The sequence below is a fragment of the Flavobacterium sp. CG_9.10 genome (assembly GCF_015752245.1).
GTDB lineage: Bacteria > Bacteroidota > Bacteroidia > Flavobacteriales > Flavobacteriaceae > Flavobacterium.
The window spans coordinates 19,179-41,057 of record NZ_JADOVD010000016.1; the positions used below are offsets into that span (position 1 = coordinate 19,179).

Sequence of the window (21,879 nt, forward strand, 5' to 3'; positions counted from 1 at the left end):
CTTACCTTGCGATTGTGATTTAAGAAGAATTTAACAGGGAAGCCGAAAACTGTATCTTTAAAGAGTAAGCGTTATAAAAATATTTATTATGGGAAGATTCGGAATTTCAGAGATTTTTATATTAATAATCATCCTTGCAGGGATTGCTTATTTTGTAAGTAAAAATTCAAGTTCAAATATGTCAAGTTCAACAAAATCGAGTTCAGTTGCCTATCTGTTATGGTTTTTAAGTTTTTTTGGTGTATTGGGATTTCATCGATTTTACCTCGGTAAAATAGGAACTGGTTTATTGTGGCTTTTTACTGGGGGCATTTTTGGTTTTGGGGCATTTATTGATTTATTCACTTTAGGAAATCAGGTCGCCCAATACAACACAAATGAAGAATTGAAAACATTAAGGTCAGCTACGCTTTCTAATGCTCAACAAATAAATAAATCCAAATCAATTACTGAAAACGTTTCAAATTCACCTTATATAGAAACGGAAAATAAAACTTTAAATATTGAACCACATCAAGAAAAAATAGAAAATCTACAAAATTTAAAATCATTATTGGACGATGGAATTCTCACACAAGAAGAGTTCGAAAAACAAAAAAGAAAAATTTTAGGATAGTTTTTATGGAAAAAAATATTTACGAAACAATACAAGATTGGCACGATTTATTAAAAAATGGAGTCATTACAGAGACGGAATTTATTGCTAAAAAAAACGAACTTTTAAGTAAAGAAAAAACTTTTGCTGACGTTATTGAAGTCGCACCTGAAACAAATAAAAATGAAGCTAATTTTCATTCTAATTACGAAAAAAATCAAGAGGAAGAGGAGAACGAAAGTTTTTTATCAAAATATTTGTTATTCATCATTTTAGGAATAATTTGTATTGTGATTTTTTCTTTTTACTATTATACAAAAAATCATAAAAGTGCAGAAGTATTACCAGTAAAAGAAGCCGTTGAAGAAACAAGCCCTAGTACAAATGAAACAGCTAGTAATAATGATAAATTGTATTTTGATTTAGTTAAAGAGTTTTTAAAAAAAGAATGGAGTAAAACAGATAATCCAAGCGGTAATCCTGAAATAAAAGCAATTTCTTTTTCCGTAGAAGACGGGAAAGATGATGGCGATGTTTTTTTAAGTGTTGAAACTAAAACTGTAGATGGAAGTGGAAGCTGTGAATATATATTTTCCAAAAGCATAAAAGGGGATTTAGACGACGACGGTATTGACGAAGTCTTATCTACCGTACAGCAAGAAGGAGATGGAACAGGTGGTAATTTTTTTGGTAATGTAAGTTTCATATTAAAGAAAAACAATTCTGAAGGATATGATGTAAACTATTTATCATTACCTGAAAATCCTGAAAACTTATCCGAACCACAATCTCATATGGAATACACGTTTTATTCTGTCGATAAAATAGATAACGGATTCGTTTATTTATCTATTGGAAATCCCGGTCATTACTATAAAGACGAAAATGGTGAAGATCAACTTGAAGAAGTTATAGTAAAATGTAAATTGACAGGTAATAAATTAAAAGTCGTAAACTAAAAATAAAATGAGAATTATAGCTTTAAGAGGAAGTGACAGATGTGGTAAGACAACAACGTTAAATATCATTTACAAAAGAATAGTTGAAAATGGAGGAAATCCTATGTGTAAAAAAACGGAAGGAAATCCCATATATAATGATTTTTCAGATATTGTAAATTATGAGGGCTTAAAAGTTGCTTTTTTTACGATGGGAGATTATTCTAATGAATCAACAAGAGTAATAAAAGAATATCAGGCTCTTAATGTTGACGTTTTGATTCTTGCCAGTAATATTAAATTTAAAAAGCCTATTAAATTAATTAAAAACTATGAGCATCAATTGGTAGTAAAAACAATTGCAACACCTAATTCAGAGAACAACCAGCTAACAGCGAATACTTCAGATGTTAAGACGATTTTTGGTTTAATTTAAGAATTACAAAGCGTTCGATTTTTCATATCAACAACCCTTTAAGAGTTTAAAACTCTTAAAGGGTTGTTTTTGTAAATCTACTTCTCCTGATCTTTCCGTAGCGCATGGTAATATTTAGCACGGCTAAATAAATCGTATTTTCGGATTCGCCTAACATGACGAGTTTATCATTGTCGGTTTTACAAGAATTGTAATTCGACTGATTTTCAATACAAGACAAAATAGTATGTTTTTTAGTAACTTTGTAAAAAAGAAGTTTTATGATAACAGATATCAATCAATTAGATTTAAATAAAACCTATTCCTATGCGGATTATTTAACTTGGCAGTTTCAGGAAAAACTGGAATTACTAAGGGGAAAGATTTTTAAAATGAGTCCCGCACCAAGTACTACACATCAAAGAATTTCCATGGAGCTGGCAGGTGTTTTATATAATTTTTTCAAACCGCATCCTTGTAATCTTTTCGCAGCTCCTTTTGATGTTTGTTTATTAGACAAAAAGAAATATACACCGTAGTTCAACCTGATCTTTGTATCATTTGTGACGATTCTAAAATTGATGAGCGAGGCGCGATTGGGGCACCTGATTTAGTGATTGAAATCTTATCCCCAGGGAATTCGAATAAAGAAATGAAGTATAAATTTGATTTATATGAAGAAGTTGGAGTTCTTGAATAGTGGATAGTAAACCCAGCCGATAAAACGGTTTTTATTTATGTTTTAAAAGACGATGAATTCATAGGAATGCATCCGTTAATTGCGGAAGACACTATTCAGAGTAAATTATTTCCTGAACTGGATTTTACATTAGAAACCATATTTAACTAAAAAATAAACCCTTTCAAAATGTAAAAATTTGAAAGGGTTTATTTTTTCAATCCAGTTCCGGCTCCCTCACTTTTGGAGCGTCGGGAGAGGAGAGGATTACTTTTCCTGATCCTTCTTCATTGCATGAAAATAAGCTGCCCGGCTCAACGGCTCATATTCTTCGGTTTCGCCTAGCATAACGAGTTTATCATTATCGGTTTTACGGAAACTATAATTAGCCAGATTTCCAGTGCGCGTGCATACGGCGTGAACTTTGGTCACATATTCGGCAGTTGCCATTAATGCGGGCATCGGACCAAAAGGATTGCCTTTGAAATCCATATCCAATCCGGCAACAATTACCCGAATCCCCTGATTGGCAAGATCGTTACAAATTTTTACAATTTCGTCATCAAAAAACTGTGCTTCATCAATCCCTACCACATCACAGCCTTGCGCTAAAATAGCAATGTTTGCGGCGGCTGGAACTGGCGTAGACCGAATTTCATTGGCATCATGAGATATTACCATCTCGTCATGATAGCGCGTGTCAATGGCTGGTTTAAAAATTTCCACTTTTTGTTTGGCAAATTGTGCTCTTTTCAAGCGACGAATGAGTTCCTCGGTTTTACCCGAAAACATGGATCCGCAAATGACTTCGATCCAACCAAATTGTTCTTTATGATTTACTGTATTTTCGAGAAACATTTTGTATTTTTCTACCTTTAAAAATGAATAGTTTTTATTACTTTGTAACGGTAACAAATTTATTAAAAAAGACCTGCCCTACTCACTATAATCTCAAAAGTTATGAAAAAAAAATTGGAAGCCGATTTAATCAGCATTGCACACAGAATATTACAGCTAAAAAATAAATCTGACATCAATCAATTATATTTGGAAACACAGAAATTATATGAAAAACTTTCTGTCTTACGATTTGTAGAGGAGCATTTTGGGGATGTAAAACCTACTATTGGAACTCTTGAAATAGAGAAACAAATAGAACAGGCTTTTGATAAACAGGAAACGGCACAACTGGAAACGCACCCAGTAATCGATGAAGTGAAAGAAGAAGTTGTTATTGAAGCGCCTTTAGAACAAGCTTCAGAAACTACTGGAATATTGCAACCTCCAGCAAATATAGTTGTTGACGAAATAATTTCAGAAGAAAAAGAGGAAGAGGAAAAAGTTATTAAAACGCCTATAAATGATTTTGAAGAAATTGAAGAAATGGTTACTGATGGAGAAATCCTATCAGAAGAAAAAACAGACTCTCAAATTCCTCCATTCCTTCCATCTTTCGAATTAGAACAAGAAATAAAAGAAATTGAAGCCGAAATCGAAGTGCCAAAGAAAAATGAAGCAATTCAAATTTCTTTCGAAGATTTATTAGGTGGAAATTATCATGATACTCAATTTGTAAAAGTGCAACAAATTGAAAATATTCCAACTGCAGTAGTAATTGAAACCCCTACAGAAGTTGAATCGGAGGAGAAAAAACCAGAAAGTTTTCTTGAAGACACAACTGAAAATGTTGAACCAAAAATAGTTTCCTTAAACGAGAAGTTAGCGAAAGGAATCAATATAGATTTGAATGATCGTATTGCATTTACAAAACACCTTTTTGGTAATAGCAGCGAGGAGTACAACCGTGTTTTAAATCAATTAATTACGTTTGATACATTCTACGAAACCCGAGATTTTATTCAAGATATGGTGAAACCAGATTACAACAACTGGAAAGGAAAAGAAGATTATGAAGAACGTTTTATGGATATTATTGAGAAAAAATTTCTCTAAAAAATCAACATTATAGCAATTAGCAATCCTTTTTGTTACTTTTTGAAATACACTTTTAGTTTTAAATTCGTGTTTAAATATTATGTCAAAATTATATATTGTTCCTACGCCAATTGGCAATCTCGAAGATATGACTTTTCGAGCCATTCGAATTCTTAAAGAAGTCGATTTGATTCTTGCCGAAGACACTCGCACCAGTGGTAAATTACTGAAGCATTTCGAAATTGGCACACACATGTATAGCCATCACATGCACAACGAACACAAAACGGTAGAGAATTTAATTTCCCGATTGAAAGCCGGAGAAAACATCGCCCTGATTTCGGATGCGGGAACTCCTGCTATTTCCGACCCTGGTTTTTTATTGACTAGAGCTTGTGTCGAAAATGGAGTTGAAGTAGAATGTTTGCCGGGAGCCACAGCATTTGTTCCAGCATTAGTCAATAGCGGTTTACCCAATGATAAATTTGTTTTCGAAGGATTTTTGCCTGACAAAAAAGGGAAACAAACCCGTTATTTGGCTTTAGCCGAAGAAACGCGAACTATGATTTTATATGTTTCTCCCCATAAATTATTGAAAACATTAGTCGAATTTATCACTTATTTCGGTGAAGACAGACCCATTTGCGTATGTAGAGAATTATCAAAACTACACGAAGAAAATGTTCGAGGAACAGTAAGAGAAGTTTTGACTCATTTCGAAAAAATAGCTCCAAGAGGAGAAATCGTGGTAGTTGTAGGCGGAAAAACAATAATCAAAGAGCCGAAAAAGAATAAATTTTCGGAAGAAGAGTAAAAAATGAGTAAACCAAAAGTTATAATCATTGGTGCCGGACTAACTGGTTTAGCGACTGCTTATTTGTTGCTGAAAAAAGGAATTGAATTCATAGTATTAGAAGCGAATGAAATAATTGGTGGACGAATAGAAACAATCACTGGCTCACATGCCACAACCATGGAAATGGGCGCTACTTGGTTTGGAAGACAACATCCTCAATTAATTAAATTGCTCGATGAATTAAAATTGGACTATTTCAAACAACACACACAAGGCGTTTCTTTATTTGAAACCATGTCTTTTGTGCCTCCGCAAAAATTTGAAATTCCAGATTCTGAAGAACCCTCTTATCGCATTGTTGGCGGTACAAAAATGTTAATTGAAAAATTAGTATCGCAGGTGGGTTTGCAGAACATCAAGACTCAAACTAAAGTGATTTCGATAAAAGAAATAGGAAATCAATTAGAACTAACTGATTCTCATGGCGACCGATATTTAGCATCTCAAGTAATATCCACATTACCCCCTAATTTATTGGTAAAAACCATCCAATTTGAGCCTAATTTACCTGAATCATTCGTACAATTAGCACAAGAAACACATACTTGGATGGGAGAATCTATAAAATTTGCTGTCGAATATGCTAAGCCATTTTGGAGAGAAAATGGTTTTTCTGGGACTTTATTTAGTCAAGCCAGCATCATTAATGAAATGTACGACCACTGCACTTTTGACACTACTGGTTTTGCGTTAAAAGGATTTCTGAATGGTGGTACCAATACGCTTTCTAAAGAAGATCGAAAAGCAAAAGTTATCGCTCAACTAATAAAAGGCTTTGGTCCCGCGGCTGCAGATTACATAGAATACCACGAGAAAGTTTGGCGAGAGGATTCGCTGGCCTTTTATCCTTACGAAACTCTTGTTATGGGACATCAAAACAATGGTCATGTTCTCTATAAAAACGCATTACTAAACGAAAAACTATATATTTCAGGTTCAGAAACGGCTTCTCAAAATCCAGGTTATATGGATGGAGCAATTGTTGCTGCTAAAACTATAGTTTCAAAATTTCAATAAAATAAAAATGTTTTTTATGAATATTACATCCTTTTTAGAAAAATTAAATCTAACTCCTGAAGCTATCACTTTTGCAGAAACCATTGCGGCAATTGAAGCAAACTATGATTTTACTGCAACTGCATTCGAAAACGGATTGCAACACAATGCAGCAGGAGAAAACTCAGGCTCTTGTAAATTGTTTGCTTTCGCCGAAATCCAAAACTTATCAGAAGCAGCCACATTATCCTGTTTTGGAGCTTATTACTACGATGAAGTTTTAGGAGATCCCGAAGGAACGAATCATCAAAACATTCGCAATTTCATCAAAACAGGTTGGGACGGAATTGCATTTTACGGAAGTGCTTTGACTTTAAAACACTAAAAATTGTTATTTAAAACTAACAGTTATTTTGAAAATTGTTGTCTACAGATAACAAAAAAACATAAAATTGTTATGCATATATAACGATTTTTAATACATTTGGTATCTAAAATAAACAAAATGGAAAATCTATTATTAGAGTTTCAACAAAAAATAACCCGAACATCATTAGAATTTCAGCGATATTTGATTGACGAAATCGACTGGGATAACCAATTAATCGCCGTAAAAGGAGCGAGAGGTTCCGGCAAAACCACCATGTTGTTGCAGTATATCAAAAAACATTTGAACCTAAAGACCAGCTTATTTGTTAGTCTCGACCATTTGTTTTTTATTGAAAACACCATAATTGGCTTGGCGAAAGATTTTTCTAAAATTGGAGGGACCCATTTGTTGCTAGACGAAGTTCATAAATACCCGAATTGGTCGAGAGAATTAAAATTGATCTATGACGATCTTCCCGAATTAAAAGTGATATTCACCTCCTCTTCGATGTTGGAAATATACAAATCTGAATCTGATTTGAGCAGACGAGCCGTGACTTATGATTTGAAAGAAATGTCTTTTAGAGAATTTATTGTTTTCGAAACCGGACTCGATTTAAAATCGCACACCTTAGAAGATTTATTAGAAAATCATACTGAAATTGCCAATTCGCTTTTGCAGCAAATAAAACCGATTCCGTTATTTTTGAAATATCTCGAGTTTGGAGCGTATCCTTACTACAAGGAAAACATCAAATTGTACCATCAGAAATTATTAAACACTATTAATTTAATAATTGAAGTGGATATAAATGCGGTAGATCACATCAGTTACGATTTGATTATTAAACTCAAAAAATTATTATTTGCCATTGCCACTAGCGCTCCTTTTACGCCGAACATCACCAAATTGAGCGAAAGAATCGGAGCTTCAAGAGCGGTATTGATTCAAGCCATAAAACAATTGGAAAGAGCGGGATTAGTAAACGAATTGTACCGTCCGACCAAAGGAATTGGCGTATTGACAAAACCTGAAAAACTTTTCCTGAACAACACCAATTTGATGTACGCTTTGGCAAAAGGAAATACTAATGTGGGTAATTTGAGAGAAACTTTTTTTGTAAATCAATTCAAAAATCTAGCTGTAATTCACTTGGCAGATCAGGGTGATTTTTTAATTGATGAAAAATATACTTTTGAAATTGGAGGAAAAAACAAAACACAAGTACAAATTCATAACGTCAAAAATAGTTATATTGCTAAAGACAATATTGAAGTTGGAATTGGAAATATTATTCCAGTTTGGCTTTTTGGCTTTTTGTATTAATTTCATGTAAACAGCAAGACAAACGCTTTAAATTTAAGACTTTAAAAAAAATTAAACCATTAAGAAATTAAGAGAATTAAAGGGTAATGAATCTTAATTCCTTAATGGTTATATAAAAAACCCGCTTTATAGCAATCTCAAATTCGAAAAATTATGCGCTGGACCATCAAACCAAAACCTTCCGAAGAAAAAATCGATCATTTGGCGAAAGCATTGAATGTAGAAGATTTTGTGGCGACCTTATTAGTGCAACGTGGTATTGAAACATTCGAAGAAGCTAAAGCCTTTTTTCGCCCCTCTTTAGACCACTTGCACGATCCTTATCTGATGAAAGATATGGACAAAGCAGTTGAACGAATAGAAAAAGCCATTTCAAAACAGGAGAATATTCTCGTTTTTGGCGATTATGATGTCGATGGAACGACGGCAGTTTCTCTCGTTTCTTCGTATTTTAGAACGTATTATCCCAATGTGGCGACTTATATTCCAGATCGTTATGACGAAGGTTACGGCATTTCTTTTAAAGGAATTGATTTTGCCGATGACAATGAATTTTCATTGATAATTGCTTTAGATTGCGGTATAAAATCCATCGATCATGTGGATTACGCCAAAGAGAGAAACATCGATTTTATCATTTGTGACCACCATAGACCTGGCGAATTCTTACCCGATGCCATTGCGGTTCTCGATCCAAAACGAGACGATTGTACTTATCCATATGATGAATTATGCGGTTGCGGAATTGGTTTTAAATTGATTCAGGCTTTAGCCAAAAATAGAAACCAAACCATTGAGGATTTAATTCCTTATTTGGATTTAGTTGCTGCTGCCATTGCTGCCGATATTGTTCCGATGACTGGTGAAAATCGCGTTCTCGCCTATTTTGGTTTGCAAGTCATCAACTCTGAACCCAGACCCGGAATCAAGGCTTTGATTCACCAAATAAAAAAACAAACTTTAGACATTACCGATGTCGTTTTTATTATAGCTCCAAGAATAAATGCTGCTGGACGCATCAAACACGGCAATCACGCAGTAGAATTATTAACCGAATTCGATTTTGAACAAGCCCAACAATTTGCCTCCGAAATCGAGTCTTATAATTCGGAGCGAAAAGATTTAGACAAATTAATTACCAAAGAAGCGCTGCTGCAAATCCATGACAATGAGGAAAAAGAACGATTTACCTCCGTAGTTTTTCAAGAGGATTGGCACAAAGGCGTGATTGGAATTGTAGCTTCAAGACTTATAGAAACTTATTATCGTCCAACACTGGTTTTTACCAAAAGTGGCGATAAATATGCAGCATCCGCAAGGTCTGTTAAAGGTTTTGATGTGTACAATGCATTGGAAGCGTGTTCGGAACATTTGGAGCAATTTGGAGGACACATGTATGCAGCTGGAATGACTTTGAAGGAAGAAAATTATTTACTATTCAAAGAGGCTTTTGAAAAAGAAGTGGAAAAAACCATACATCCCGATATGCTAATTCCAGAAATTGCAGTCGATGCCGAAATTAATTTTGCTGATATTACTCCAAAATTAACTCGGATTCTCAAACAGTTTGAGCCTTTTGGACCTCAAAATATGACTCCGGTTTTTTTGACAAAAAATGTAAAAGATACGGGATACGGAAAACCAATGGGACAAGAAGAGGAACATTTAAAACTATTTTTAAAACAACCCCAAAGCTTCGACATCGGAGGTATGGCAGCAATTGGCTTTGGTTTAGGAAACAAATTCGATTTGACTACCAATCAAAAAACATTCGACGCCGTATATTGCATTGATGAGAACGAATGGAACGGAAAAATTAGTTTACAATTAAGATTAAGAGATATAAAATAATAGATTACCCATTAGATGAAGAAGAAAAACGACCCTTATGCAGCCTTGCGTTATAAAGAATTCAATATCTTTTTAATATTACGTTTCGCCATGGTTTTTGCTTGGTCCATGCAATTTATTATTATTGAATGGCAAGTATATAGCTTAACCAAAGATCCGCTTTCACTAGGAATTATTGGTTTAATGGAAATAGTTCCGGCGATTGCAATGGCTTTGTTTGCAGGACATATTGTCGATCAAAAAGAAAAAAAAGGATTACTTCTCAAATGTATTTTGGGGTTTTCGGTGATTAGTTTTGGGTTGTTTTTACTGACATGGCCAACATTCATAAGTGATTTTTCTACCAAAATGGTTTTATATGGTATTTACTTTTTAGTGTTTTTAGGAGGAATCGTAAGATCGTTCCTAGGACCAACCATATTTTCACTTTTGTCATTAATTGTTCCTAAAAATTTATATCCTAATGCCGCTACATGGAGTAGTACCGTTTGGCAAATTGGTTCCGTTCTAGGACCCGCGGTGGCTGGTTTTTCTATCACTTGGATTGGGGTTCACTGGTCGATGTGTTCTGTATTTGCGTGTTCTATTTTTGCTTTACTTGCTTTATCCCAAATACCTACTAAACCTATTTTGAATCCTAAAATTGGAGAACCCATTATGGACAGTTTGAAAGAAGGGGTGAAATTTGTTTTCCAAAATAAAACCATCTTAAGTGCTTTATCGCTCGACATGATAGCCGTTCTTTTTGGTGGTGCTGTGTCTCTTTTACCCATATTTGCACAGGATATTTTAAAAGTGGGACCCGAAGGATTTGGCGTTTTAAGAGCTGCTCCAGCTGTTGGTTCGTTTTTGATATTGATTGTTTCAGCTTATATTCCCTTCAATAAAAATGCGGGAATGAAGCTTTTATCAGCGATTTTTGCCTTTGGAATTTGTATTATCGTCTTTGGAGTTTCTACCATCTTTTGGTTATCTGTCGCCGCTTTATTTTTAAGTGGAGTTGTCGATGGCGTTTCTGTGGTGATACGCCAAACTATTTTACAACTTAAAACTCCCGATCATATGCGAGGCAGGGTTTCGGCAGTGAATTCTATATTTGTGGGTTCTTCAAATGAGTTGGGTGCTTTTGAAAGCGGATTGACCGCAAAATTAATGGGAACGGTAACGTCAGTGGTTTTTGGGGGAACAATGACACTTATAACCGTACTTATTACTGGAGCAATATCGCCAACATTTAGAAAACTGGATTTGCAAAAAGACATTGACGAACACGAAAATCACAAGGAATAAATCTATTTTGCATTACACCACTCGACTCTGGATTAAAATAAATGTGATTTACAGCGGGGCGTTGCGCAAGGGATTGCAGTGGAAATCCTTTGTGGGTCCGTTTTTTAACGAGACCCACAAAGATTGTAGCGTAAAGCCCGACCCAACTTTTTCGGCGGGATGCGCCCAAATAATCTGTATTTAAGAATATTTCTTGATTTCAAAATTTTCTCCATCAAAAACACCGTACGTGAAATAACTGATCCAATCGCCCAGATTAACATATTCTGAGTTTTCACCTACCGTTATTTTCATAGGCAGATGGCGGTGACCAAAAATGAGATAATTATAATGCTTGGTTTCTAATTTTCTTTTCGAATAAAGGATAAGCCATTCATTCTCTTCGCCAAGAAAATTTACATCTTCATCACCCGAAATCAATTTGTTTTTCACCGAAAGATATTGAGCCAAACCTACTCCAATATCCGGATGAAGCCATCTAAAAAGCCATTTTGAAAACGGATTTGTGAATACTTTCTTCATTCGTTTGTATCCCATATCGCCTGGTCCTTTTCCGTCCCCATGACCAATGAGAAATGTTTTGTCTCCAAAAGTATATTCCTGGTTATCGTGATACACTGGGATATTTAATTCTTTCTGGAAATAATCCTCCATCCATAAATCGTGATTTCCTACGAAGAAATAAATAGGAATGCCGCTATCTCGGATTTCGGCTAGTTTGCCTAAAACCCGAACAAATCCTTTTGGCACAACTGTTTTGTATTCGAACCAAAAATCGAACAAATCGCCTAATAAAAATATCGCTTCCGCATCTACTTTTACCTCATCAAGCCAAGCCACAAATTTTTTCTCTCTGGGAAAACTTAATTCGGGAGTTGGGGCGCCAAAATGCTGATCAGAGGCGAAATATATCTTTTTGTTATTTGGTAATTGCATGAATCTAAAGTATGGATTTTTGATTGTCGCTTGCGTACCATTCTGCAAAAGAGGAATCCGTTTCTTGAAGTTTTAAAGAAAAAAGGGTAATTCCATCGGGTAATCTATTTTTTATTCTTTGTGAGAAATCAATCACCATATTCTCGCTGGTAGGCTGATAATCTACTAAAATAACGTGATGACCGCGTTGTATTAATTCGTTTGCCAGTTCAATATGTGGTGTTGTTTCATTAAAAACCGTTGCATGGTCAAATTGATCCACAATTTCTTCTTTTACAATTTTTTTTAAATCTGTAAAATCGATTACCATTCCAAATTTTACATTATTTCTATCCGTGATTGGAGTCCCAATTACGGTTACTGACAATTTATAACTATGTCCATGAACATTTTTACATTTTCCGTCATAACCATATAAGGCATGGCCAGTTTCGAAACCAAATTGTTTTGTAATTCTGATATTGCTCATCGAGATTTTATTTTGATTGCAAATTTAGTGAATAATTACCCGTTTTTATCTCTTTTTTTTGCATTGGAATACATCCAATACGCCAACCCGATTAAAATTACAAAGGGGACAAATGACCCAATAATAACCCCAGTCTGATAACTGTTATCGGTAGCATGCTTCAGTTTTTCGGCAATATTTACTTGTTGAGCGAGTGCTATAATTGTCATGTTAATTTATTTTTTAAATTGAGTTAATGCCTTTCTCGAATAGTCAGAAAGCACTAATTTTCCCGTAATCGCAGCGCGCTCGAACAAAAGTGTTTCCCAGTGATCTGTTCCTTCCCAAAGGACTTTTTTCATTTCGCTTAAGGCTTCCGGATTATAACCAGCTAATTTCGAACAGAAATTTTCTAATGCTTTATCAAGATCCTCGGTGTTTTCAAAAACATCTGCATACAATCCTTTGGATGCAGCCCAATCGGCCGTTTTCCATTCGTGAGCCGCCAAAGTCATTTCAGCCAATGCTGTTTTTCCTATTTTTCTCGAAACTGCGGGTTCTATAACAAAAGGACCGATACCAATCGCTAATTCTGATAATTTTATAGAAGCGCTTTTGGTTGCCAATACATAATCACAGGCTGAAGCAATCCCAACGCCCCCACCTACGGCTTTCCCATGAATACGTCCTACAATTATTTTGGTACACTTGCGCATCGCATTGAGTAAGTGAGCAAATCCCGAGAAGAATTTTGTTCCTTCTTCTTGATTCGAAACCGCTAAAAGTTCATCAAAAGAAGCGCCGGCACAAAAAGCTCCTGCACCTTCACTTTTCATAATAATGACAGAAACTTCTGGATTACTACTTAAATCGTGGAGTGCATTTGTTAAACGGTCTAACAATTCCCGCGGAAAAGAATTACTCGCCGGATGCCCGAATTCGATCGTAGCGATTTTATTTTCTATTGTTGTAATGAGCGAACCGATTGAATTTTGCGTTATCATAGCACCTATTTTGCTGTAAAGTTAAAAAAATAGCCGATGCTTTTGGTCTTTTTTCAAATAGAATGGATTTGTCTTTTTGAAATTTGCTTTTTGCTATATTTATATGTTATATTTGTCAAATAATCATCAGAATCCAGCTTAGTTGGCTAGACCATTCTGAATGATTTTAGGAAAATTTCCGTTTTAGATTAAATTTTGGGGGATTAGCTCATTTGGCTAGAGTGCTTGCCTGGCAGGCAAGAGGTGACCGGTTCGAATCCGGTATTCTCCACAAAAAACCGCAATTACTTGTTTTAAAAGTGATTGCGGCTTTTTATCTTTTAACCCAAAAGAAAAAGGTAGGGTAAAAGTCTTAACTAAACAGTTTTTTAATATTTAATTTTTCCCACATGTCTCATTATGCGGACAATTTTAGATTTTCTATTATTGATATAGGAAGAAGAACTTGTCGCTGAATACTTTCTTGGATTCGGCAAAATAGCTGCTATTCCCGCAGCCTGCTGTGGCGTGAGGCTCGATGCACCTTTTCTGTACCAATGTTCTGCCGCTGCTTGGGCTCCATAAACCCCATCACCCATTTCAATACTATTCAGATAGACTTCCATAATGCGTTCTTTGCCCCAAATCAATTCAATCAAAACCGTAAAATAAGCTTCCAGGCCTTTTCTAAAATAACTTTTTCCTTGCCACAGAAATACATTTTTAGCCGTCTGTTGAGATATAGTACTTCCGCCTTTTATTCTTCTACCTCGCTCATTATTCTTATATGCTTTTTGCAAGGCAGCAAAATCGAAACCGTTATGACTTAGAAAGGTCCCATCTTCACTGGCAATAACTGCTTTTTGTAAATTGACAGAAATATTTTCAATGGACTCCCAATCGTGACTAAAATGGTTTTCTTTTCCTGCCATCTTATTTTCAATCCCGCGGATTACCATCAAAGGCGTAAACGGTACGGGCAAAAATTTAAATAGAACCACAAAAAAGAGTGACAAGCCAATAAACCATAATAATATTTTGAATAGAAATCGGGTCAATTTACTCATAAACGGAGTTGTGTCTTTTTTTACTGGTTTTTTTGCTTTATTTACTGGTTTTCTTGCTGTTATTTTGGTTGCCATTATATTAAATCTGCTAATTCTTGTCCTATTAAACTTCCTATCGCTACTCCCATTCCTCCTAATCTTACTCCACAATACACATTTTCGGACAATTGGGAAACTATAGGATTCTTGCTGTTTCCTATTCCCATTATACCACTCCAGCGATGGGCAATTTCAAATTTATGGTTTGGCAAAATTACTTCTTTTAATAGCTGTTCCAATTTATTTTGCACAATTTCTGTTTGACCAAATTCTGTTGTAGTTTCGGTATCAAAATCAAGATTTCTACCACCACCAATTAAAATTCGATCCCCAATATTGCGGAAATAATAATACCCTCTGTCTAGGTGAAAAGTTCCTTTAATATCTAAATTTTCTATAGGCTCCGTAATTAAAACTTGGGCTCTGGCAGGTTTTACAGCTCCATCCGTCAATACATTTGCAAATCCGTTGGTCGCAAACAATATTTTTTTTGTGCTAAAACTAAAATCACCAAGCGCTACTTCAACACCATTTCCTTTATCCAAATATGACGTTACCGTTTGCTGATTTAAAATCAAAATATTTTCAGAAACTGCTTGTTTCATCAAAGCCTGCATCATATTCCCCGTATCAATCTGTGCTTCAAATGGATTAAAAATAAGGTATTCCTGAATGCCACCAAATCCAAAATGATCGACCTCTTTAGCAAAAACATCGGCTTTAAAAAGTGGTTTTAGGATTTCATTTATAAAAGATAATTTACCGACACATTCGGAATAAGCACTTTCATCATCTGTTAAAAACAACTCATAACCACCATAAGGTTTAAAATCTATTGCTGCATCACCAAGTGTTTTTCTTAATAGTTGCAAACCGTTCCAGCGTTTTTTTACAAGATTCACAACCTCCTCTTCCGAATGGGATTTTAAATCATCCATAATTTCTGAAAGACTGCCAAAACAAGCGAAACCAGCATTTTTTGTACTGGCGCCTTGCGGTAATATTCCCTTCTCTAAAACCAGAATTTTACTGTCTGGGAATCTTTCGCGCAAGCGCAATGCAGTATGGAGACCTACAATACCGCTTCCAACTATAGTGTAATCTACATTTGAAAACCAATTTTTTAATTCCCAATAACTTAAATCCATATCGCAAATAATTTTTATAAAAATAATATTTTTTACCTCTGATAAGCTATTGAATAAAAATAATTATTAAAAATTAAACAAAGTATTCCATTCCTAAAACGCTCCAAAAATCATTTGTAATACTATTAACTTAAAATTTACATTAAAATCAGTGTTAAACACATATAAATGGAATTTTGTTATAAAATTTCGTTAAAACGGCAAATTAATTATATATTTGAAACGTTAAATTTAACCAAATACCACAATCCTATTTATGAAAAAAAATCTACTTTCAATTGCATTAATTGCAATTACCAGCTTTTCTTATGCCCAAGGAGGAGCTCTGTGGAAAACCAGTATTAAGAAAAACGGTTCAACTGTTTTTGAAAACAAATCATTAATATCGAACCCTAACTTATTTGAACTAGATGTAAATGAACTACAAAAAAGTCTTATAAATTCTCCTAAACGAAATGCAACAACAGCTAAATCAAGCGTAATTGTTTCTTTTCCAAATGCTGATGGAAAATTAGAACGTTATAGAATTTTTGAATCTTCCAATATGGATCCTGCTTTAGCGGCAAAATATCCAGAAATTAAGTCCTACGTAGGAAATGGAATTGACAATCCTACATCTTCAATCTATTTTAGCACCTCTCCTCTTGGTGTTCAAACCATGGCTATTAATGCAGATAAATCAGCCGTATTTATAGAACCTTATACAAAGGATTTAAACACTTATGTGGTCTATAAAAAATCAGATAAAGTCGCTTCATTGTCAAAATTTGAATGTACGATAATAGAGAATGCCAAAAAAGATTTAAAGAACAATAGTCTTTTAAACAGACCTAATGCAGATGATGGAAATCTAAGAACTTTTAGATTAGCACAGTCTGTGACCGGCGAATACACTACTTATTTTGGTGGCACAAAAGCTTTGGCTTTAGCAGCAATAAACAATACTATGACACGTGTAAATGGAGTCTTTGAAAAAGATTTCGGCGTTCATATGAATCTTATTGCTAATAATGATTTAATAATTTACACAACCGCTTCTACAGATCCTTACTCTGCTTCAGCGTCTAAAGCAAATTGGAATCAAGAATTGCAAACTAACCTTACAAATGTAATAGGTAGCGCTAATTATGATATTGGTCACTTATTTGGTGGTGATGGTGGTGGTGGTAATGCAGGTTGCATCGGTTGTGTCTGTAAAAACCCAAGTACTACTGTACCATTAGGAAAAGGAAGCGGATATACTTCCCCGGGTGATGGAATTCCTCAAGGAGATAATTTTGACATTGACTATGTTGCTCACGAAATGGGACATCAATTTGGTGGAAACCACACTTTCACTCATAGTAATGAAGGAACTGGAGCTCAAATGGAACCGGGTTCAGGTTCTACAATTATGGGTTATGCGGGTATTACTGCATTAGATGTTCAACCACATTCTGATCCTTTTTTCCATGCGGAAACAATTCAACAAGTAACCAATTACGTAAAAACAACTACTTGTCAAACTACAACTCTTACTGGTAATGCCGTTCCAACAGCTAGCGCTGGTTTAGATTATACTATTCCAAAAAGCACTCCTTTTATGTTGACGGGTGCTGGAACTGATGCAAACGGTGACGTTCTTACTTATGATTGGGAACAAATGGACAATGGTACAACTGCCGCTGCACCAAGTGCTACTAAAACAACGGGACCAAATTTCAGATCTTATGCCCCTAGCGCTTCAACAGTTCGATATTTTCCTAAAATGTCATCCGTATTGACAGGAGCAACAACTACAGCAGGAACTGAACTTACGGTAGAGGCTTTGTCTTCTGTGGCGCGTACATTGAACTTTAGATTAACTGTTCGTGACAATCATGCTGGTGGACCGGCAAACAATAGTGATGATGCTTTAATTACCGTAAATGCAACTGCGGGACCTTTTTCTGTTAGTTCTCCAAACACTGCAGTTTCTTATGTAGGTGGATCATCTCAAACTATAACTTGGAATGTTGCAGGTACAACTGCAAATGGAGTTAATACTGCAAATGTTGATATTCTTTTATCAACTGACGGAGGAAATACGTATCCTATTACACTACTTGCTGCAACTCCAAATGATGGGACACAAGCGGTAACAATTCCTAATACTGCCGGAACACTAAATAGAATCATGGTAAAAGGAACTAATCATATTTTCTTTGATGTTTCAAATACCAATTTTACTATTACAACAGGTTCTTCTGATACAGTTGCTCCATCTGCACCAACAACATTGGCGGCAGCCGGAACTACAGCTACAACTACTAATTTATCTTGGACAGCTTCTACTGATAATGTAGCTGTAACAGGTTATGATGTTTACCAAGGAGCAACTTTGAAAGCAACAGTTACAGGAACAACATATGCTGTAACAGGATTAACAGCTTCAACTGCCTATACATTCTCAGTAAAAGCAAAAGATGCTGCCGGAAATATTTCTGTTTCAAGTAATGCAGTAAATGTTACAACTTCAACTACATCTATCACTTATTGTGCTTCTCTAGGAAGCAGTACCGCTGATGAAAAAATTGGAAAAGTAGTTTTAGGAACTATTAGCAACACTTCAACTGGAACAGCAGGTTATGAAGACTTTACTTCATTATCTACAAATGCTACCAAAGGAACTGCAAACACGATTACAGTTACACCATCTTGGACAGCCACAGCTTACCCAGAAGGATATGCAGTTTTTATTGACTACAATCAAAATGGATTATTTACTGATGCTGGTGAATTAGTGTGGTCTAATGCTGCATCTACTACAACTCCAGTTTCTGGTTCATTCACAATTCCATCAACAGCAACATCAGGCGCTACACGAATGAGAGTTTCAATGAAATACAATGCAATCCCAACTGCTTGCGAAACTTTCCCTTATGGTCAAGTTGAAGATTATACGATAAATATTGTTGCAGGAACACCTGACACAACGGCTCCTACTACACCTGCGGCTTTAGCTGCTTCCGGGACTACTCAAACTACAACAAATTTAACTTGGACAGCCTCTACAGACAATGTAGCCGTAACAGGTTATGAGGTATATCAAGGCGCTACTCTAAAAGCTACTGTTACAGGAACAACTTATGCTGTTTCAGGATTAACCGCTTCAACTGCCTATACTTTTTCAGTAAAAGCTAAAGATGCTGCCGGAAATATTTCTGCTTCAAGTAATATAGTTAATGTTACCACTTTAGCTGTTGTCGTTTCTACTTATTGTACTTCTCAAGGAAACAGTGTTGCTGATGAAAAAATTGGTAAGGTGGTTCTTGGAACTATCAACAATACTTCAACTGGAGGAACGGGTTATACTGATTTTACAAGTATTTCAACAAATCTAACTCTTAACACAGCCAACACTATTACTATTACTCCAGCATGGACTAGTACCGCTTATTCAGAAGGATATTCTGTTTGGGTTGATTATAATCAAGATGGAGATTTTGCTGATGCTGGGGAACAAGTTTGGACTAAAGCCGCTTCAACTACGACTCCTGTTTCTGGAACATTCACCATTCCTGCAACCGCAACAATTGGTTCAACAAGGATGAGAGTTTCGATGAAATACAATGCAATTCCAACCGCTTGTGAAGCTTTCTCATATGGACAAGTGGAAGATTATACCATAAATATAGTTTCTGGAGCAAAACAATCTGAAACATCACGAAACACGATCACAGATATTAAATTATACCCTAATCCAACCTCTTCAATTATAAATGTAACTTCAGTTTCTGAAAATGCTACATTTAAAGTGTATAACTTATTGGGACAAATGATTATCAATGGTAAATTATCTAACGGTTCAATCGATGTTTCGAATATTAATGCTGGTAATTATATTTTAGAAATTACTGATAAGGAAACAACTTCAGTAAAACGCTTTATCAAACAATAACAAATAAAAACGCATTTTTCCTCCCTCTAATTTGGAAAGTCCTAATACTACCAAAAGGAGCAAGAAATTAAAACTAAAAACTATCTCAATTGAGGTAGTTTTTTTTTGGACTTAAATGAGTAATTTTATCCTTTATAAAAAATCAATTTTAAAATGAAAAAAATACTTTTTTTAACTCTAACAATGATTAGTTTGAATGCAGTAGCACAAAATGTAATGACCCCCGAATTACTTTGGAAACTAGGAAGAATAACCCCGTTAGGTATTTCCAAAGACGGAAAAAACATCGTCTATAAAGTTTCCACTCCATCTATTGAGGAAAACAAATCAAACTCAAAATTTTACACTTTACCAGTAATTGGGGGAAATCCAACCGAGGTAAAAGACACTAAGGAAATTTTAAAAGACAAGAACATTTCGCCAGACGGCAAATACATTGTTTACAATGAAGAAGTGAAAGTCGATAAAGTACTTGGTAAAGATTTTTATCCTCAGTTAGAAAAGTCAGAAGTTCAAATCTACAACGGCCTCGATTATCGTCACTGGGATACTTGGAATGAAGGTAAATTCAATCATGTTTTTTACAAAGAAAACAAGGAAGGTTCTGTTGGAATTGACATTCTTAAAGGTGAAAATTTCGATAGCCCACAGAAACCTTTTGGTGGAGACGAAGATTACATTTGGTCCCCAGACAGCAAAAACATTCTTTACGTGAGTAAGAAAAAAGCAGGAACACAATATGCTATTTCCACAAACACCAATATTTTCGAGTACAATCTGGAAACTGGAAAAACCATAAACAGAACCGAAGAAAATCTTGGGTATGACATGGCCCCGCAATTTTCGCCAACAAGAAATCTGACTTGGCTACAAATGAAACGCGATGGCTACGAAGCGGACAAAAATGACTTAGTTGTTAGTTTCAAGGGAATGAAGATGAATTTGACTGCCAATTGGGATGGTACTGTGGATCATTTTATGTGGAGTAGCGACGGCAAAAAAATCTATTTTGTTGCGCCAATCGATGGAACAAAACAATTATTCGAAGTTAATTTTCCAGGTTTGACTAAAATAGCTGTTAGGGTCAGCCAAATTACAAATGGTGATTTTGATGTAAACGATTTACTTGGATTTTCCGGCGAAAATATCATCGTAACTAGAACAGACATGAATCATGCGGCTGAAATTTTTTCATTTAATTTAAAGAAAAAAAATTGGAAACAATTATCAAATATAAATACGGCAACTTATAAGTCTTTGGCGTTAAGCAAAACCGAAAGAAGATACGTTACCACAACAGATGGCAAGAAAATGTTAGTTTGGGTAATTCTTCCTCCAAATTTTGATGCTTCAAAAAAATATCCAACGCTTTTATATTGCCAAGGAGGACCACAATCTCCGTTAACACAAAGCTATTCTTTTCGTTGGAATTTTCAATTAATGGCAGCAAACGGTTACGTTGTTGTAGCGCCAAACCGCCGCGGAATGCAAGGTCATGGCGTAGCTTGGAACGAACAAATAAGCAAAGATTGGGGCGGACAAGTCATAAATGATTATCTATCTGCAATTGACGATGTCGCCAAAGAAAACTATGTAGATAAAAGAAGATTGGGATGTGTTGGTGCCAGTTATGGTGGTTATTCCGTATTTTATTTAGCTGGAATTCACAACAACAGGTTTAAAACTTTTATCGCTCACGATGGAGTTTATAACACCCAAAGTATGTTTGGCACCACAGAGGAAGTTTTCTTTAACAACTGGGATTTTGGTGGAGCATATTGGGAAAAAGACAATGCTGTTGCCCAAAAAACCTACACGACTTTTAACCCTATGACTATGGTAGAAAAATGGAATACACCTATATTAATCATTCAAGGTGGAAAAGATTTTCGTGTGCCAATAGGACAAGGACAGGAAGCTTTTCAAGCGGCACAATTACGAGGTATAAAAAGCAGATTCTTGTATTTCCCAGAAGAAAACCATTGGGTGTTAAAACCTCAAAATGCTCAAGTTTGGCAAAAAGAGTTTTACAAATGGTTGAAAGAAACTTTGTAAATTTACATATGGATGGAAAACTAAAAACCTCGC

At 35.2% G+C, this 21,879-nt stretch carries 19 protein-coding genes, 1 tRNA gene and 1 pseudogene; 14 read left to right on the forward strand and 7 right to left on the reverse strand.

Annotation, left to right across the window (positions count from 1 at the left end; genetic code table 11):
• The first annotated feature begins 88 nt into the window (after positions 1-88).
• From IWX84_RS13080 to IWX84_RS13095, 4 genes and pseudogenes are all read left to right on the forward strand, one after another.
• A complete protein-coding gene (locus tag IWX84_RS13080; RefSeq protein ID WP_231385496.1) occupies positions 89-616 on the forward strand; it encodes an NINE protein in 528 nt (175 codons plus the stop codon).
• Between the two features lie 5 nt (positions 617-621).
• Positions 622-1,554 carry a hypothetical protein gene (locus IWX84_RS13085; protein WP_196851209.1) on the forward strand — a complete coding sequence of 311 codons (933 nt, stop codon included), beginning with the start codon at positions 622-624 and terminating at the stop codon, positions 1,552-1,554.
• A 7-nt stretch (positions 1,555-1,561) separates the two neighbouring features.
• Complete coding sequence (locus IWX84_RS13090; protein ID WP_196851210.1) at positions 1,562-1,969, forward strand: hypothetical protein; 408 nt, start codon at positions 1,562-1,564, stop codon at positions 1,967-1,969.
• Positions 1,970-2,229: 260 nt separating this feature from the next.
• Positions 2,230-2,798 (forward strand): annotated as a pseudogene (locus tag IWX84_RS13095) (Uma2 family endonuclease).
• 96 nt (positions 2,799-2,894) lie between these two features.
• On the opposite strand, the gene IWX84_RS13100 reads toward IWX84_RS13095, so the two are convergent.
• On the reverse strand, positions 2,895-3,485 hold the full coding sequence (locus IWX84_RS13100) for a thymidine kinase (RefSeq protein WP_196851211.1): 591 nt from the start codon (positions 3,483-3,485) through the stop codon (positions 2,895-2,897).
• 102 nt (positions 3,486-3,587) lie between these two features.
• Here IWX84_RS13100 and IWX84_RS13105 point away from each other — a divergent pair, with 102 nt between their 5' ends.
• The 7 genes from IWX84_RS13105 (at position 3,588) to IWX84_RS13135 (ending at position 11,251) form a co-directional block, all read left to right on the forward strand.
• On the forward strand, positions 3,588-4,580 hold the full coding sequence (locus IWX84_RS13105) for a hypothetical protein (RefSeq protein ID WP_196851212.1): 993 nt from the start codon (positions 3,588-3,590) through the stop codon (positions 4,578-4,580).
• 82 nt (positions 4,581-4,662) lie between these two features.
• Positions 4,663-5,376, forward strand: a complete 714-nt coding sequence (gene rsmI / locus IWX84_RS13110; RefSeq protein ID WP_196851213.1) for a 16S rRNA (cytidine(1402)-2'-O)-methyltransferase — start codon at positions 4,663-4,665, stop codon at positions 5,374-5,376.
• A gap of 3 nt (positions 5,377-5,379) precedes the next feature.
• A complete protein-coding gene (locus tag IWX84_RS13115; protein ID WP_196851214.1) occupies positions 5,380-6,435 on the forward strand; it encodes a flavin monoamine oxidase family protein in 1,056 nt (351 codons plus the stop codon).
• Positions 6,436-6,451: 16 nt separating this feature from the next.
• Entirely contained in the window at positions 6,452-6,799 is a 348-nt protein-coding gene (locus tag IWX84_RS13120; RefSeq protein WP_196851215.1) for a HopJ type III effector protein, read from the forward strand.
• Between the two features lie 120 nt (positions 6,800-6,919).
• Positions 6,920-8,110 carry an ATP-binding protein gene (locus IWX84_RS13125; protein WP_196851216.1) on the forward strand — a complete coding sequence of 397 codons (1,191 nt, stop codon included), beginning with the start codon at positions 6,920-6,922 and terminating at the stop codon, positions 8,108-8,110.
• 153 nt (positions 8,111-8,263) lie between these two features.
• Entirely contained in the window at positions 8,264-9,961 is a 1,698-nt protein-coding gene (recJ, locus tag IWX84_RS13130) for a single-stranded-DNA-specific exonuclease RecJ (RefSeq protein WP_196851217.1), read from the forward strand.
• A gap of 15 nt (positions 9,962-9,976) precedes the next feature.
• On the forward strand, positions 9,977-11,251 hold the full coding sequence (locus IWX84_RS13135; RefSeq protein WP_196851218.1) for an MFS transporter: 1,275 nt from the start codon (positions 9,977-9,979) through the stop codon (positions 11,249-11,251).
• 180 nt (positions 11,252-11,431) lie between these two features.
• On the opposite strand, the gene IWX84_RS13140 is transcribed toward IWX84_RS13135, so the two are convergent.
• The 4 genes from IWX84_RS13140 to IWX84_RS13155 are packed head-to-tail and all read right to left on the reverse strand — an operon-like array spanning position 11,432 to position 13,639.
• A complete protein-coding gene (locus IWX84_RS13140; protein WP_196851219.1) occupies positions 11,432-12,187 on the reverse strand; it encodes a UDP-2,3-diacylglucosamine diphosphatase in 756 nt (251 codons plus the stop codon).
• A gap of 4 nt (positions 12,188-12,191) precedes the next feature.
• Positions 12,192-12,656: a 6-pyruvoyl trahydropterin synthase family protein gene (locus IWX84_RS13145; protein WP_196851220.1), complete on the reverse strand. Its 465-nt coding sequence runs from the start codon at positions 12,654-12,656 to the stop codon at positions 12,192-12,194.
• Between the two features lie 35 nt (positions 12,657-12,691).
• Entirely contained in the window at positions 12,692-12,865 is a 174-nt protein-coding gene (locus IWX84_RS13150; protein ID WP_196851221.1) for a hypothetical protein, read from the reverse strand.
• Between the two features lie 6 nt (positions 12,866-12,871).
• On the reverse strand, positions 12,872-13,639 hold the full coding sequence (locus IWX84_RS13155; protein ID WP_196851222.1) for an enoyl-CoA hydratase/isomerase family protein: 768 nt from the start codon (positions 13,637-13,639) through the stop codon (positions 12,872-12,874).
• Between the two features lie 197 nt (positions 13,640-13,836).
• On the opposite strand from IWX84_RS13155, the gene IWX84_RS13160 reads away from it, so the two are divergent.
• Positions 13,837-13,910, forward strand: a tRNA-Ala gene (locus IWX84_RS13160).
• A 97-nt stretch (positions 13,911-14,007) separates the two neighbouring features.
• Here the strand turns inward: IWX84_RS13160 and mtgA are convergent.
• Together mtgA and IWX84_RS13170 are read right to left on the reverse strand one after the other, a co-directional pair.
• Positions 14,008-14,760 carry a monofunctional biosynthetic peptidoglycan transglycosylase gene (mtgA, locus tag IWX84_RS13165; RefSeq protein WP_196851223.1) on the reverse strand — a complete coding sequence of 251 codons (753 nt, stop codon included), beginning with the start codon at positions 14,758-14,760 and terminating at the stop codon, positions 14,008-14,010.
• Positions 14,760-15,872 (reverse strand): NAD(P)/FAD-dependent oxidoreductase, encoded by a 1,113-nt coding sequence (locus IWX84_RS13170; protein ID WP_196851224.1) that lies wholly within the window; start codon positions 15,870-15,872, stop codon positions 14,760-14,762. The genes mtgA and IWX84_RS13170 overlap by 1 nt, the downstream gene beginning before the upstream one ends.
• Positions 15,873-16,128: 256 nt before the next feature.
• Between IWX84_RS13170 and IWX84_RS13175 the strand changes: the two genes are divergently transcribed.
• Positions 16,129-19,791: a GEVED domain-containing protein gene (locus IWX84_RS13175; RefSeq protein WP_196851225.1), complete on the forward strand. Its 3,663-nt coding sequence runs from the start codon at positions 16,129-16,131 to the stop codon at positions 19,789-19,791.
• 153 nt (positions 19,792-19,944) lie between these two features.
• On the forward strand, positions 19,945-21,846 hold the full coding sequence (locus IWX84_RS13180; protein WP_196851226.1) for an alpha/beta hydrolase family protein: 1,902 nt from the start codon (positions 19,945-19,947) through the stop codon (positions 21,844-21,846).
• Positions 21,847-21,879 lie beyond the last annotated feature (33 nt).